13 protein-coding genes are annotated in these 15,140 nt (G+C 68.9%); 12 read left to right on the top strand and 1 reads right to left on the bottom strand.

What is annotated here, in order from left to right; all coding sequences use genetic code 11:
- The first annotated feature begins 246 nt into the window (after positions 1-246).
- The 9 genes from ngcE to NNW99_RS07610 all read left to right on the top strand — a co-directional run bounded on the left by ngcE (position 247) and on the right by NNW99_RS07610 (position 12,181).
- On the top strand, positions 247-1,701 hold the full coding sequence (gene ngcE / locus NNW99_RS07650) for an N-acetylglucosamine/diacetylchitobiose ABC transporter substrate-binding protein (RefSeq protein ID WP_215117948.1): 1,455 nt from the start codon (positions 247-249) through the stop codon (positions 1,699-1,701).
- 31 nt (positions 1,702-1,732) lie between these two features.
- The gene (locus NNW99_RS07645) at positions 1,733-2,659 is read left to right on the top strand and encodes a carbohydrate ABC transporter permease (RefSeq protein WP_215117947.1); all 927 of its coding nucleotides are present in this window, start codon (positions 1,733-1,735) and stop codon (positions 2,657-2,659) included.
- On the top strand, positions 2,659-3,582 hold the full coding sequence (locus NNW99_RS07640) for a carbohydrate ABC transporter permease (RefSeq protein WP_215117946.1): 924 nt from the start codon (positions 2,659-2,661) through the stop codon (positions 3,580-3,582). Before NNW99_RS07645 ends, NNW99_RS07640 begins: the two co-directional genes overlap by 1 nt.
- A gap of 183 nt (positions 3,583-3,765) precedes the next feature.
- Positions 3,766-4,977, top strand: a complete 1,212-nt coding sequence (locus NNW99_RS07635) for an ROK family transcriptional regulator (protein WP_215117945.1) — start codon at positions 3,766-3,768, stop codon at positions 4,975-4,977.
- Between the two features lie 133 nt (positions 4,978-5,110).
- Positions 5,111-6,217 (top strand): sugar ABC transporter substrate-binding protein, encoded by a 1,107-nt coding sequence (locus NNW99_RS07630; RefSeq protein WP_215124194.1) that lies wholly within the window; start codon positions 5,111-5,113, stop codon positions 6,215-6,217.
- A 118-nt stretch (positions 6,218-6,335) separates the two neighbouring features.
- Entirely contained in the window at positions 6,336-7,127 is a 792-nt protein-coding gene (locus NNW99_RS07625) for an ATP-binding cassette domain-containing protein (RefSeq protein ID WP_215117944.1), read from the top strand.
- Positions 7,124-8,425, top strand: coding sequence for a sugar ABC transporter permease (locus NNW99_RS07620; RefSeq protein WP_215117943.1), 1,302 nt, complete (start codon positions 7,124-7,126; stop codon positions 8,423-8,425). Before NNW99_RS07625 ends, NNW99_RS07620 begins: the two co-directional genes overlap by 4 nt.
- A gap of 188 nt (positions 8,426-8,613) precedes the next feature.
- Positions 8,614-10,536 carry a 1-deoxy-D-xylulose-5-phosphate synthase gene (gene dxs, locus NNW99_RS07615; RefSeq protein ID WP_215117942.1) on the top strand — a complete coding sequence of 641 codons (1,923 nt, stop codon included), beginning with the start codon at positions 8,614-8,616 and terminating at the stop codon, positions 10,534-10,536.
- A gap of 145 nt (positions 10,537-10,681) precedes the next feature.
- Positions 10,682-12,181: an amino acid permease gene (locus NNW99_RS07610; RefSeq protein ID WP_215117941.1), complete on the top strand. Its 1,500-nt coding sequence runs from the start codon at positions 10,682-10,684 to the stop codon at positions 12,179-12,181.
- Positions 12,182-12,699: 518 nt separating this feature from the next.
- On the opposite strand, the gene NNW99_RS07605 is transcribed toward NNW99_RS07610, so the two are convergent.
- Positions 12,700-13,071, bottom strand: coding sequence for an NTP pyrophosphohydrolase (locus NNW99_RS07605; RefSeq protein WP_215117940.1), 372 nt, complete (start codon positions 13,069-13,071; stop codon positions 12,700-12,702).
- An 83-nt stretch (positions 13,072-13,154) separates the two neighbouring features.
- On the opposite strand from NNW99_RS07605, the gene NNW99_RS07600 reads away from it, so the two are divergent.
- From NNW99_RS07600 to NNW99_RS07590, 3 genes are all read left to right on the top strand, one after another.
- On the top strand, positions 13,155-14,171 hold the full coding sequence (locus tag NNW99_RS07600) for a hypothetical protein (RefSeq protein ID WP_215117939.1): 1,017 nt from the start codon (positions 13,155-13,157) through the stop codon (positions 14,169-14,171).
- A gap of 62 nt (positions 14,172-14,233) precedes the next feature.
- On the top strand, positions 14,234-14,932 hold the full coding sequence (locus NNW99_RS07595; RefSeq protein ID WP_215117938.1) for a hyaluronoglucosaminidase: 699 nt from the start codon (positions 14,234-14,236) through the stop codon (positions 14,930-14,932).
- 10 nt (positions 14,933-14,942) lie between these two features.
- Entirely contained in the window at positions 14,943-15,089 is a 147-nt protein-coding gene (locus NNW99_RS07590; protein WP_215117937.1) for a hypothetical protein, read from the top strand.
- Positions 15,090-15,140: the final 51 nt, after the last annotated feature.

Here is a 15,140-nt window from a genome sequence, read left to right as displayed (position 1 = left end):
GATATTTCCGCCGAGGAGCACACGGACCGCTCGACTTTCCGCGAGGTCTCAACTCGGATAAGACCCACGGCCAACCTTGTGTTCGATCTTGATCCGCTGGCGGGAAGTGGACTATACCTGTCGGGCGCTTCACACCATCCGCACGTCATCACCCGCACTTTCCTGCACGACCCAGCGTGACCCGATCGCGGTGCCGGGGAGGATCCGGTTCACCGCCTGAGTCCTGGAGAAGGCGAGGACTTGAGCATGGGATCCACTTCCGCCGAGAACCACGGCACCGAGGGTGTCGGCCGCCGTGATCTGATCAAGAGGTCCGCAGCGCTCGGGCTGATCTCCGTCCCGACGATGAGCTTCCTGTCCGCCTGTGCCAGCGGCGGCGGAGGCGACAGCGGCGACAAGGCCAAGGCCGGCAAGAAGACCGCGAAGAACCCGCTCGGCGTCAACGACACCGCGGGCATGGAGTTCGTCCTGTTCGACGGCGGCTTCGGCAAGGAGTACGCCGAGGACGCGGTGAAGGTCTACGAGAAGAACTTCCCCAAGGTCGAGGTGAAGTTCTCCGCGACCCAGAAGATCCAGTCCACCCTCCAGCCCCGCTTCAACCAGGGCACCCCGCCGGACCTCATCGACAACTCCGGCGCCGAGCAGATGGACATGGGCGTCCTGGTCGGCAAGGACCAGCTCACCGACCTCACCCCGCTGCTGGACGCGCCCTCCTACGACGATCCGAACAAGAAGGTGCGCGACACCCTGCGCCCCGGCATCGTCGAGATGGGCCAGTTCGACGGCGAGAAGGTCTGGATCTTCTACTACGCCTACACGGTCTACGGCGTCTGGTACTCGCAGAAGGCCCTGGACTCGCTCGACGAGCAGTACCCCGAGACCTGGGACCAGATGCTCGCGGTCTGCGAGAAGGCCAAGAAGAAGGGCATGGCGGGCTGGACGTACGCGGGCAAGTACCCGTACTACCTGCCCTTCTCGCTCTACCCGATGATCGGCAAGGTCGGCGGTGTCGAGGTGCTCGACGCCATCGACAACCTGGAGCCGAACGCCTGGAAGCACCCGGCCGTCAAGGCCTGCTTCGAGGCCTACTACGAGCTCTACAAGAAGGGCTACATCCTCAAGGGCACCCCCGGCCTCGACCACATCCAGTCGCAGACCGCCTGGGCCGAGGGCAAGGCGCTGTTCATCCCGAACGGCTCCTGGGTGGAGAACGAGTCGGCCAACGTCATCCCAGAGGACTTCGCCCTCTCCGTCTCCGCGCCCACCGGAATCGACTCCTCCGACAAGCTGCCCTTCGGCACCATCTGGGCCTCCGGCGGCGAGCCCTTCATCGTCCCGTCCAAGGCGAAGAACGCCGAGGGCGGCATGGAGCAGTTGCGCATCATGCTCAGCGAGGCCTCCTCGAAGAACTTCACGAGCAAGGTGAAGTCGCTCACCGCCTACAACGGCGGCACCGACGGCATCGCCCTCACCCCGGGTCTGAAGTCGGGTGTCGCGGCCCTGGAGAAGGCCGGCGACAACGTGGTGAATCCCCGTCTGCAGGACTGGTACGTGCAGTTGCAGAAGGAGAAGATCGGTGTCTCCGGCCTGGGCGAGATGATGGCCGGCCGTCTCACCCCGGCCGAGGCGATCAAGAAGATCCAGGGCTTCGCCGACGAGGCCGCCAAGGACGACTCGATCAAGCACTACAAGCACCAGTAAGTCCTATTCCGCAAACGGCACCGGAGTGGCGATGCAGCACGGCAAGTACCGGTTCATCGTGGGCTTCCTCGCGTTGCCCCTCGGCCTGTACGCGCTATTCGTGATCTGGCCGTTCATCCAGTCCATCTACTACTCGTTCACGGACTGGACCGGCCTGAGCCCCGAATTCAAGATGGTCGGCTTCGACAACTACAGCCGGATGCTCGACGACGAGATCTTCTGGAAGTCGTTGCAGCACAGCCTGCTGTTCGCCCTCCTGCTGCCGGTGGTGACGATCGGCCTCGCGCTGTTCTTCGCCTTCATGATCAATGTGGGCGGCAGGAAACGGAGGAACGGACCGGTCGTCACCGGCGTCCGGGGCTCCTCGTTCTACAAGATCGTCTATTTCTTTCCGCAGGTCCTCTCGATCGCCATCGTCGCGCTGCTGTTCGCGTTCGCGTACAACCCGGACAGCGGCGCGATCAACTCGATCCTGCGCGGGATCGGCCTCGACGACGTCCAGCCGCTGTGGCTCGGCGACCCCGACCTCGCGCTGTGGGCCGTCATGGCCGTGCTCGTCTGGTCCACGGTCGGCTTCTTCGTGGTGCTCTTCTCCGCCGGCATGGCCTCCATCCCGGCGGAGATGTACGAGGCGGCCCTGCTGGACGGGGCGGGCCGCGCCACGACCTTCTTCCGCGTCACCCTGCCCCTGCTCTGGGACACCGTGCAGTCCGGCTGGGTCTACATGGGCATCCTGGCCCTCGGCGCCGAGTCGTTCGCGGTCGTGCAGATCATGACGACCGGGCCGGGCGGCCCCGACTACTCGACCACCGTCATGGTCCTGTACGTGTACCAGAAGGCGTTCCGTGACGGGCAGGCCGCCTACGCCACCACCATCGGTGTCGCCCTGCTCGTCGTCACGCTGGCCTTCGCCGCCGTGGTGATGCGGCTGGGCCGTCGCGAGCGGCTGGAGTACTGATGAAGACGACGCAGACCCCCGCGCCCGTGCCGGCCGAGTCCGGCGCGCCCGTCACCAAGGAGGACATCCCCCCGGCCCCGCCGCCGAAGGCGAGGAAGGAGGGCACGGTCCTCAACGTCTTCTCCCACGGCGTCCTCGTCATCTGGGCGATCATGGTGGTGATGCCGCTGCTGTGGGCGGTGATGACGTCCTTCAAGGACGACCGGTCCATCTTCTCCTCGCCCTGGTCGCTGCCGGACACCCTGCACTTCGACAACTGGTCGCGGGCGTGGACCCAGGCCAACATGAGCGACTACTTCCTCAACACCGTCCTGGTGGTGGGCGGTTCGCTCGTCGGCACCCTGGTGCTCGGCTCGATGGCGGCCTATGTCCTGGCTCGCTTCGACTTCCCGGGCAACCGCTTCATCTACTTCCTGTTCATCGGCGGCATGAGCTTCCCGATCATGCTCGCGCTGGTCCCGCTCTTCTACGTCGTGAACAACATGGGCCTGCTGAACACCATCCACGGGCTGATCCTGGTCTACATCGCCTACTCGCTGCCGTTCACGGTGTTCTTCCTGACCGCGTTCTTCCGGACCCTGCCGACGTCCATCGCGGAGGCGGCCTTCGTCGACGGCGCCTCCCACAGCCGTACGTTCTTCCAGATCATGCTGCCCATGGCCAAGCCGGGCCTGATCAGCGTCGGCATCTTCAACTTCCTGGGCCAGTGGAACCAGTACATGCTTCCCACGGTCCTCAACACGGACCCGGACAAACGCGTCCTCACCCAGGGCCTGGTGCAGCTCGCGGTCAGCCAGGGCTACAAGGGCGACTGGTCGGGCCTCTTCGCGGGCCTGGTGATGGCGATGCTGCCGGTGCTCGCCGCGTACATCGTCTTCCAGCGGCAGGTGGTGCAGGGGCTGACGGCCGGCGCGCTCAAATAACCCTGCGCGTTCGCTCGCGTACACGCCGCTCCCGGTCTCGGGGGCGGCGTGCGGACGTGTGTCCAGGGACCCGGAAACGGTTCAACCTCTTGACGGGAGGCGACCCGAACAGCTCAGCTTAGAGTTCACTAGTTGGACATGGACGGGGTCTCATCGAAGCGACCCCGCGCGCAGGAGGTCGTCGTGGAGACTCCGGGGTCGCAGTCGTCGCTGCACCGAGCCAACCTGGAGCGGGTCGTACGAGCCGTGCGTCTGGCGGGCTCCCTCACCCAGGCCGAGATCGCGCGGACGACGGGCCTGTCCGCGGCGACGGTCTCCAACATCGTCCGGGAGTTGAAGGACGGCGGCACCGTCGAGGTCACGCCCACCTCCGCCGGCGGGCGCCGGGCCCGCAGCGTCTCGCTGAGCGGGGACGCCGGGATCGTCATAGGAGTCGACTTCGGGCACACCCATCTGCGCGTCGCGGTCGGGAACCTCGCCCACCAGGTGCTCGCCGAGGAGTCCGAGCCACTCGACGTGGACGCCTCCTCGACCCAGGGCTTCGACCGGGCGGAACAACTGGTCAGCCGGCTGATCGAGGCCACCGGGGTCGACCGGTCCAAGATCGCCGGGGTCGGTCTCGGCGTGCCCGGCCCCATCGACGTCGAGTCGGGGACCCTCGGCTCGACCGCCATCCTGCCCGGCTGGACCGGCACCAAGCCCGCCGAGGAGCTGCGGGGGCGGCTCGGCGTGCCGGTGCACGTGGACAACGACGCCAACCTCGGTGCCCTCGGCGAGATGGTCTGGGGCAGCGGTCGCGGGGTGCGCGACCTGGCGTACATCAAGGTCGCCAGCGGTGTCGGCGCCGGTCTGGTGATCAACGGCAAGATCTACCGGGGGCCCGGCGGCACCGCCGGGGAGATCGGACATATCACTCTGGACGAGTCCGGCCCCGTCTGCCGCTGCGGAAACCGCGGCTGCCTGGAGACCTTCGCGGCTGCGCGCTATGTGCTGCCGCTCCTGCAGTCCAGCCACGGCACCGACTTGACCATGGAAGGCGTCGTACGGCTCGCACGGGACGGCGACCCGGGCTGCCGTCGGGTGGTCGCCGACGTCGGCCGCCACATCGGCAGCGGCGTGGCCAACCTCTGCAATCTGCTGAACCCGAGCCGGGTGGTCCTCGGGGGTGATCTCGCCGAGGCCGGTGAGCTGGTGCTGGGGCCGATCAGGGAGTCCGTGGGGCGCTACGCGATCCCCAGCGCGGCCCGGCAGTTGTCCGTGCTCCCGGGGGCCCTCGGAGGCCGTGCGGAGGTCCTCGGAGCGCTTGCTCTCGCCCTCAGCGAGATGGGCGATTCGACCCTTTTGGACGGAACTGCCCCTGGGGTACTGCAGGCTGCGGCGCCCGCCTTCACTTAGAGAACGGATGGCACCGTTGCCATCTCGTTAAGGATTTACTTCTTGACGTCGCACGTGTGGCCGAGTTGACTTCCAGCCACCTCGGCCGCAATGTCGCGGCCTCGTCAGGGAGGTTTCTGAAGTGAACACGCGTATGCGTCGCGCCGCCGTTGCGATCGCCGCCGGTGCGATGGCCGTTTCGCTTGCTGCCTGTGGCAGCGCCAAGGAGTCCGGCGACAACGCCGATTCCAGCGGGTCCGGGTCCGCCAAGAAGGGCGACGACATCAAGGTCGGTCTGCTCCTTCCGGAGAACGCGACCGCGCGCTACGAGAAGTTCGACCGGGTGCTCATCGAGAAGAAGGTCAAGGAACTCACGAGCGGCAAGGGCGAGGTCGTCTACGCCAACGCCAAGCAGGACGCCGCCACGCAGAACCAGCAGGTCGACACCATGGTGACCAACAAGGTCGACGTGCTGATCGTGGACGCGGTGGACTCCAAGGCCATCGCCGGCTCGGTGAAGAAGGCCAAGGACGCCGGCATCCCCGTCGTCGCCTACGACCGCCTGGCCGAGGGCCCGATCGACGCCTACACCTCGTTCGACAACGTCACCGTCGGCAAGACCCAGGGCGAGGCCCTGCTGAAGGCCCTGGGCGACAAGGCCGAGGACGGCCAGATCGTCATGATGAACGGGTCGTCCACCGACCCGAACGCCGCCCTGTTCAAGAAGGGCGCGCACTCCGTCCTCGACGGCAAGGTGAAGGTCGGCCGCGAGTACGACACCAAGGAGTGGAAGCCGGAGAACGCCAACGCCAACATGGAGGGCGCCATCTCCGCCCTCGGCAAGGACAAGATCGTCGGCGTCTACTCCGCCAACGACGGCATGGCCGGCGGCATCATCACGGCCCTGAAGGCCGCGGGCATCGCCGACGTCCCGGTCACCGGCCAGGACGCCGAACTCTCCGGCGTGCAGCGCATCGTGGCCGGCGAGCAGTACATGAGCGTCTACAAGCCCTACCCGCAGGAGGCCGACGTCGCCGCGGAGATGGCCGTCGCGCTCGCCCAGGGCAAGTCGCTCGACTCCATCGCCAAGGACAAGGTCGACAGCCCGACCACCAAGGCCGTCCCCTCCGTCCTCGTCCCGGTCGTGTCGCTGACCAAGGACAACATCAAGGACACCGTCATCAAGGACGGCATCTACACCGTGAGCGAGATCTGCACGGCCAAGTACAAGGCCGCGTGCGACAAGATCGGCCTCAAGTAGTCACCCCGAGTTCCTCCGGCGCCCCGCACACCAGCCCCGCAAAGCTACGCGGGGCGCCGGAGTGATCACTCCTCCCATACTTCTGCACAACCTCCCGCCGGGTCAGGCGGCGAAGGAGATGGTTCACGTGTCCGCTACGCCCGTGCTGGCGTTGCGCGGGGTCTCCAAGCGGTTCGGTGCCGTACAGGCGCTCACCGACGTAGAGCTTGAGGTCCACGCCGGTGAGGTGGTCGCCCTGGTCGGCGACAACGGCGCCGGAAAGTCCACGCTGGTCAAGACGATCGCCGGCGTGCACCCCATCGATGAGGGCGTCATCGAATGGGACGGCAGGTCCGTCCAGATCAACAAGCCGCACGACGCCCAGAACCTGGGCATCGCGACCGTCTACCAGGACCTCGCGCTGTGCGACAACATCGACGTCGTCGGCAACCTCTACCTGGGCCGGGAGATCCGCAAGCGCGGCGTCCTGGACGAGGTGGAGATGGAGCGCCGCTCCCGCGAGCTCCTGCACACGCTGTCGATCCGCATCCCCAGCGTGCGCATCCCGATCGCCTCGCTCTCCGGCGGCCAGCGCCAGACCGTGGCCATCGCCCGGTCCATGCTCGGCGAGCCGAAGCTGGTCATCCTCGACGAGCCCACCGCCGCCCTCGGCGTCGAGCAGACCGCCCAGGTCCTCGACCTCGTCGAGCGGCTGCGCGAGCGCGGCCACGCCGTCATCCTCATCAGCCACAACATGGCCGACGTCAAGGCCGTCGCGGACAAGGTCGCCGTGCTGCGCCTCGGGCGCAACAACGGCATCTTCGAGGTCAAGTCGACCTCGCAGGAAGAGATCATCTCCGCCATCACCGGCGCCACCGACAACGCCGTGACCCGCCGTGCGGCGCGCACGAACGGGGAGGCTTCCAAGTGAGCATCGACAAGACCTCAGCGGCTCCGGGAGCCCCCGAAGACCACGTCGTGGCGAACCCCGAGGCGGCCAAGGCCGCCGTCACGGTCGTCGACCCCCGGCTGCTGGTGCGCGAGCAGGGCTTCGCGGGCTACCTCACCGAGTTCAAGCGGAAGATGAAGTCCGGCGACCTGGGTTCCATCCCGGTGGTCCTCGGCCTGGCCATCATCTGGATCATCTTCCAGAGCCTGAACTCCAACTTCCTCACCGCGGGCAACCTGTCCGACATGTCGGTCGCCATGGTCGGCACCGGCATGATCGCCGTCGGCATCGTCTTCGTGCTGCTGCTCGGCGAGATCGACCTGTCGGTCGGCTCGGTCAGCGGTGTGGCGGGCGCGAGCTTCGCCGTGCTCAACGTCACCAACGGCATGAACGAGTGGCTGGCCTTCGCGCTGTCCATCGTCACCGGCACGGTCGCCGGCGCGCTGCACGGCTTCTTCTTCGCGAAGATCGGCGTCCCCGCCTTCGCCGTCACCCTGGCCGGCCTGCTGTTCTGGAACGGCTTCATGCTCCAGGTCCTGGGCGACAACGGCACGATCAACCTCGACCCGGACGGGGTCGTGGCCCAGCTCACCAGCTACTACTTCTCCGACGTGGCCGCCGCCTACGGTCTGGCCGCGGTGGTGACCGCCGGGTACTTCCTCAGCTCCTTCCTCGGCAACCGGCGGCGCGAGGCCGCGGGCGTGCCGTCGCAGCCGCTGAGCGAGACGGTGGTGCGCACGGTACTGCTCGCGGTCCTGGCCTTCGCCGTCGCGATCGTCTTCAACCAGTACAAGGGCCTGCCGCTCGCCGTGGTGATCTTCATCGTGGTGCTCCTGGTCACGGACTTCGTGCTGCGCCGTACGTCGTACGGGCGGAAGGTGTTCGCGCTCGGCGGCAGCGTCGAGGCGTCGCGACGCGCCGGTATCAACGTGGAGCTGGTCCGGATCTCCGTGTTCGCGATCTCCGGGACCTTCGCCGCGGTCGGCGGTCTGTTCATCGCGTCGAAGATCGCCGCGGCGAACCAGGGCGCGGGCGGCGGTGACCTGCTGATGAACGCGATCGCCGCCGCGGTGATCGGCGGTACGTCGCTCTTCGGCGGACGCGGGCGGACCTGGAACGCGCTGCTCGGCGTGCTGGTCATCGTGTCGATCCAGTACGGGCTCGCCCTGGAGGGCATCGCCTCTCCGGTGCAGTACATGATCACCGGTGGTGTGCTGTTGGCCACGGTCGTGATCGACGCGGTGACGCGCAAGACGCAGAAGACCGCGGGCCGCGCGTAGCACCGGCCGACCCCCTGTGCCCGGCACCTGCAGGTGCCGGGCACAGTTGTGTCGTAGGTATGACACAACTTGGGTACAGCCGAATGCGTGATGTATCCCCCATGGCCTCGGCGCAGTCCTCAGGAGCGGAACATTAGACTCGACACGCCCGGCAACTGCTCGATCAGCTCTACTGCAAGGAGGCACGGGTGCCGCTGCTGACCCGTATCAGGGGACCGCGCGATCTGGACCGGCTCAACCTGGAGGAGCTGAACCAGCTGGCGGAGGAGATCCGGAGCTTCCTCGTCGAAGCGGTCTCCAAGACCGGCGGTCACCTCGGCCCCAATCTCGGCGTGGTGGAGCTCACCATCGCCCTGCACCGGGTCTTCGACTCGCCCCGGGACAAGGTGCTCTGGGACACAGGCCACCAGTCCTACGTCCACAAGCTGCTCACCGGCCGTCAGGACTTCTCCAAGCTCAAGATGAAGGGCGGCCTGTCCGGCTACCCCTCGCAAGGAGAGTCCGAGCACGACGTCATCGAGAACTCGCACGCCTCGACCGTCCTCGGCTGGGCCGACGGCATCGCCAAGGCCAACCAGATCAAGGACCGCGACGACCATGTGGTCGCCGTGATCGGTGACGGTGCCCTGACCGGCGGTATGGCCTGGGAGGCGCTGAACAACATCGCCGACGCCAAGGACCGCCCGCTCGTCATCGTCGTCAACGACAACGAGCGGTCCTACGCGCCGACCATCGGCGGCCTCGCCAACCACCTCGCGACGCTGCGCACGACGGACGGCTACGAGCGCTTCCTCGCCCGCACCAAGGAGGTGCTGGAGCGCACCCCCGTCGTCGGCCAGGCGCTCTACGACACCCTGCACGGCGCCAAGAAGGGCCTGAAGGACTTCATCGCCCCGCAGGGCATGTTCGAGGACCTCGGCCTGAAATACGTCGGCCCGATCGACGGGCACGACCTCGAGGCGCTGGAGTCCGCGCTCGCCAAGGCCAAGCGGTTCGGCGGCCCCGTCATCGTGCACTGCCTCACCGAGAAGGGCCGCGGCTACCAGCCCGCCCTCCAGGACGAGGCCGACCGCTTCCACGCCGTCGGCAAGATCCACCCCGACACCGGCCTGCCCATCAAGAGCTCCGGCGCCGACTGGACCTCCGTCTTCGGCGACGAGATGGTCGAACTCGGCAAGGAGCGCGAGGACATCGTCGCCATCACGGCCGCGATGCTCCAGCCGGTGGGCCTGGAGAAGTTCGCCAAGCGCTTCCCCGACCGGGTCTACGACGTCGGCATCGCCGAGCAGCACGGCGCCGTCTCGGCGGCCGGCCTGGCGACGGGCGGAGTGCACCCCGTGTTCGCGGTGTACGCCACCTTCCTCAACCGCGCCTTCGACCAGGTGCTGATGGATGTGGCCCTGCACAAGTGCGGTGTCACCTTCGTACTGGACCGGGCCGGTGTCACCGGCACCGACGGGGCCTCCCACAACGGCATGTGGGACATGTCGATCCTCCAGGTCGTGCCCGGGCTGCGGCTGGCCGCGCCGCGTGACGCCGACCAGGTCCGCGCGCAGCTGCGCGAGGCCGTCGCGGTCGACGACGCGCCGACCGTGGTCCGCTTCTCCAAGGGCGCCGTCGGCCCCGCCGTACCGGCCGTCGGCCGCGTCGGCGGCATGGACGTGCTGCGCGAGCCCGGCACCGACCGGCCGGACGTCCTGCTGGTCTCCGTCGGCGCCCTCGCCCCGATGTGCCTGGAGATCGCCGCGCTCCTCGACAAGCAGGGCATCTCCACCACCGTCGTCGACCCGCGCTGGGTCAAGCCCGTCGACGAGGCCATGGCCCCGCTCGCCGAGCGGCACCGCGTGGTCGTCACCGTCGAGGACAACAGCCGCGTCGGCGGTGTGGGGTCGGCGATCGCGCAGGCCCTGCGCGACGCGGGCGTGGATGTGCCGCTGCGTGACTTCGGCATCCCGCCGCGCTTCCTCGACCACGCCACGCGTGCCGAGATCCTCGCCGAGATCGGTCTCACCGCGCCGGACATCGCCCGGCAGGTGACCGGGCTGGTCGCCAAGCTGGACGGGCGGTACGAGGGCGGTGCCGTGGAGTCCGTGGAGTCCGTGCGCGACTGACACGGCCGAACGGGTTCGGATGGGCCGGTTTCCCCACCATGAGGGTGGAGAAACCGGCCCATTGGCGTGAATGCGTCCGTGCCGGGGCATACGGATGGTGCCACCTCTCGATCATGTCGAGGACGACAAGCGTGGGAGGTATCCCGTGAGCAGCACCCTCTTCCGGACGAAGAAGGTCGAGCAGTCCATCCTCGATACCGAGGAGCCAGAACACGCGCTCAAGAAGTCCTTGTCCGCGCTGGATCTGACGGTCTTCGGCGTCGGCGTGATCATCGGCACCGGCATCTTCGTACTCACCGGCACTGTCGCCAAGGACAACGCCGGGCCCGCCACGGCCCTGGCGTTCGTCGCGGCCGGCGTCGCCTGCGCCCTGGCCGCGCTCTGTTACGCCGAGTTCGCGTCCACGGTCCCGGTCGCCGGGTCCGCCTACACGTTCTCGTACGCGTCCCTCGGTGAACTGACCGCCTGGATCATCGGCTGGGACCTGGTTCTGGAGTTCGCGCTCGGGACGGCGGTGGTGGCCGTCGGCTGGTCGGGCTACATCCAGTCACTCATGGAGAACGCGGGCTGGACGATGCCCGCGTCGCTGGGCAGCCGGGAGGGCGCCGACGCCTTCGGCTTCGACATCCTCGCCGCCGCGCTGGTCCTCGTCCTCACCTGCATCCTCGTGATCGGCATGAAGCTGTCCGCGCGGATCACCTCGGTCGTCGTCGCCATCAAGGTGACGGTCGTCCTCGTCGTGATCATCGCGGGTGCGTTCCTCATCAACGCCGACAACTACGACCCGTTCATCCCGAAGGAGAAGCCGGTACCGGCCGGCTCCAGTCTCGATTCCCCACTGATCCAGCTCATGTTCGGCTGGGCGCCGTCCAACTTCGGCGTGATGGGCATCTTCACCGCCGCCTCCGTCGTGTTCTTCGCCTTCATCGGCTTCGACGTCGTGGCCACGGCGGCGGAGGAGACCAAGAACCCGCAGCGTGACATGCCGCGCGGCATCCTGGGCTCCCTGGTGATCTGCACGACGCTGTACGTCCTCGTGTCGATCGTCGTCACCGGTATGCAGCACTACAGCGAGCTGTCCGTCGACGCGCCGCTCGCCGACGCGTTCAAGGCGACCGGGCATCCGTGGTTCGCGGGCTTCATCAGCTTCGGGGCCGCGGTCGGTCTGACGACCGTGTGCATGATCCTGCTCCTGGGCCAGACCCGGGTGTTCTTCGCGATGAGCCGTGACGGGCTGCTGCCGCGGTTCTTCTCGCGCGTCCACCCGCGCTTCAAGACCCCGCACCGGCCGACGATCCTGCTCGGCGTGATCATCGCGGTGCTGGCGGGCTTCACGCCGCTGACCGAACTCGCCGCGCTGGTGAACATCGGCACGCTGTTCGCCTTCGTGGTCGTCGCCATCGGCGTGATCATCCTCCGCAGGACGCGCCCCGACCTGCCGCGGTCCTTCCGCACCCCGTGGGTGCCGGTCATCCCGATCCTGTCGGTGTGCGCCTCCCTGTGGCTGATGATCAACCTGCCCGCCGAGACGTGGGTGCGGTTCGGGTTCTGGATGGCCGCCGGGTTCCTCGTGTACTTCCTCTACGGCCGCACGCACAGCCGCCTCGCGACGGGGGAGGAACCGAAGACCGAGAACACGCCGTAGCGGCCGTGGTCGTGGCCGTGGCCTGGCCGTCGCGGGGTGCCTGCGGCGGCCTGTGGCTGCTTCGGTGGGGGTGCGCGTAGCGCCTGCGCGGTGGTGGTGGGTCGGGGCCGCGCCGGGGGGTGTCCGTCCTCGGAACGGCGCGATGGGGTCGGATACCAACTGACTGTCCGTTGACGCGCCAACCGCTGCGGGCGGACACCCCCCGACACGTCCCCTTCCGTGATCCGGCGAGTGCGGGCGCGTCGTGGCTCCCGCCAGCCGCCGCACCCGCCCTGGCCGGCCGCAGGCCGCCGTTGCGGGCCCGCCCTCGCCGCCCCAGCCGCGGGCCCGGCTTTGCCGCCCTAGCCGCGGGCCCGGCCTTGCCGCTCCAGCCGCGGGCCCGCCCCTGCCGCCCCAGCTGCGGGCATGCGTGCCGCTGGGGGCGGCACGGGTGGGCGCAGCGGCACCCCGCTACGCCGGGCTGCGGACCCACCCGGCCTCAGCATCGATGCCGAGGTCAGTTGCACGGGGCCCGGCCCCTACGGCCGTACCGTGCGCGGCCCCGCCACCTCCGCCCCCAGTTCCGCAACCCGCCGCCGTAGCTCCCGGTCCGCCGTGACGACCAGCACGGATCGCCCAGCCGCCCCCGCGACCACGTCCACGATGTGATCGTCACCGCTGCCCGGCGCCGACTCCACCCGCACCCCCGGCACCGACTCCACCCCCCGGGCCGCCCCCTCGACCACGAGGAGGACCTCCACCGGCCCGGCAACCCCCGGCACACCGTCCGACGCCAACCGGTCGCGCAGCCGCTCCGCGGCACCCCGCCGGTCCCGCCACCAGCCGTCCGGTACCGATCCGACGACGTTCGCGGCGTCGACCACGACGAGGACAGGCGCGTTGTCGTTCATGCGGCCAGGGTCGCACGGCGGTTGTCGGCCAGGCAGGGGGGCGGGCCGGACGATGGGCCGTCCCGCCCGACTAAAGTGAACTGGTGAACGGCGACTGGCTCATCCGCGGCCGCGACGGCCGCCTCACCGTCTATCTCCCCTCCGGCGACGCCGTCCTGTGCCGCGCGGAACGCGGCCCCGCGGGCCCCTGGGACGCCGCCCGCACCGTCGGCGGCGGCCAGAAGCTGCTCCCGGGCCCGGCGATCGGCCAGGGCGCCGACGGCTACGCCCATCTGGCCGCCTGGCGGCCCACCGTGCCCGGCGAGTCGGGACTCGTGCACTCGACGCACTTCCGGCCCCGGCTCGCGCCCCTGGACTGGGCCTCGATCGGGCACCCGGACAAGAAGGGCGACCGGACGGGCCCGCCGGCCGTTGCCGTCGACTCGGCGGGGCGTGGCTATGTCTTCGTCCGCAACCAGGGCGGTGGGCTGAGCCTGCGCAACCAGAAGGAGAAGGGCGGCTGGGGGCCCTGGCAGAACCTCGGAGGGCATGACGTGGAGGGCGAGCCGGCCGCCGTGACGGGGGAGTCGGGGCTGGTGGAGGTGTACGCGTCCGTGCCCGGCGGGGTGTTGCACTGGCGACAGGAGGAGCCGGGCAGGACGCCGGTGCGCACGGAGGGCGTCGATGTGCCCGTCCGGCCGGGGACGCTGTGCGCCCTCGCCACGTCCGCCGAGCACACCACCCTCTTCTTCACGGACACCTCGGGCGATGTGTGCGCCTGGCGGCCGGGCGAGAAGCCGGTGACGCTCATCGCCTCCGCCGGACCCGGTCCGGTGTCCGCCGTGCGCTGCGCCATCGAGGGCCACGACTGCACCGTGCTCGCCCAGCGCTCGGCAAGCGGCCGCGTCGCCTTCGCCGCCTATCCGACGGAGCAGGAGCCGGCCGGAGCCTGGTGGACCGAGTCGGGCCCCCAACTGCCCTCCGACGCCGTGGTGTCGGTGGCACTCGACGAGCAGGACGAGGTCGTCGCCGCGAGTGTGTCCCCGTCCACCGGGACGCTCCTGCTCGCCCGCCGCAAGGACGAACCGGGGCTGGCGCTCACCGCGTGGCGGGAACTCTGAGACTTCTCCGAGCCACACCAGCAGTCGATCGACTTCGCACGTCGCAGACAAAGGGAGTTCATATGGCAGTGGGACGAAGACTGTTCCTCGGCGCCTTCACCGCGGGCGCCGTGACCGTCGCCACCGGATCGGAGGCGGCAGCGGCCGACGACGGGTACACCCAGTACGCCGCCCCTGCCGCGTTCTTCGGTGCGTCGCCCACCGAGTACGCCGTGAAGATCAACTACGCGGCCACGTCGGGCGACAAGGCGGCGTTGAATGTGACGTCGGTCAACCCGGAGTCGTCCGCAATGTACCTCAGCGGTGCCGAGCGGGCCCAGCGCGGCACGCTGAAGATCACCCACAACGGGTATGCCGACGGTTCGGACCACGGCGCCTCGGGGATCTCCATCAACCTCAGGACGCAGGGGACGGCCGCCCAGGGCATCTTCGTCACCGCGGGCGACGGCCCGACCAAGGGCGCACTGGTCGTGCTGCGCAACAACCCCGGCCTGGAGGACTTCGTCGTCAAGGGCAGCGGACGCACCGGCATAGGCATCGGCATCGGAGCCACCCCCGGCGGCCAGCTCCACGTGGTTCAGCGGTCCGAGGCGCCCGCCCTGCTCGTCGAGGGCACGACGCGGCTCGACGGCACGGCACGCCTCGACGACGTCGCCGCCGAACCGGCCAAGGAGCAGGGCGGCGGCTCCCTCTTCGCACGGGGCGGTGCCCTGTACTGGAAGGGCGGCAGCGGCAAGGTCACCCTCCTGGCCCAGGCCTAGGGGGACCGCGATGGAACTGACCCCCGAGCAGCTCGTAGCGGAGTTCCAGGACGCCGTGATGGAGCTGTACTTCGCCCGTAAGCGCATCGCCGTCCTGGAGGCGGAGAACGCCGCACTGAGGACACGGCTCGAAGCCACCGAACAGCGCGACACATGAGAAGAGGGCCTCCGCACACCGCGGAGGCCCTCCTCACTTACCCCACAGGGG

It is taken from the genome of Streptomyces sp. CRCS-T-1 (assembly GCF_024442335.1).
Lineage (GTDB): Bacteria > Actinomycetota > Actinomycetes > Streptomycetales > Streptomycetaceae > Streptomyces > Streptomyces koelreuteriae.
Note: the sequence above shows the minus strand (reverse complement) of the source record. Positions and strands in the feature narration are given on the sequence as shown.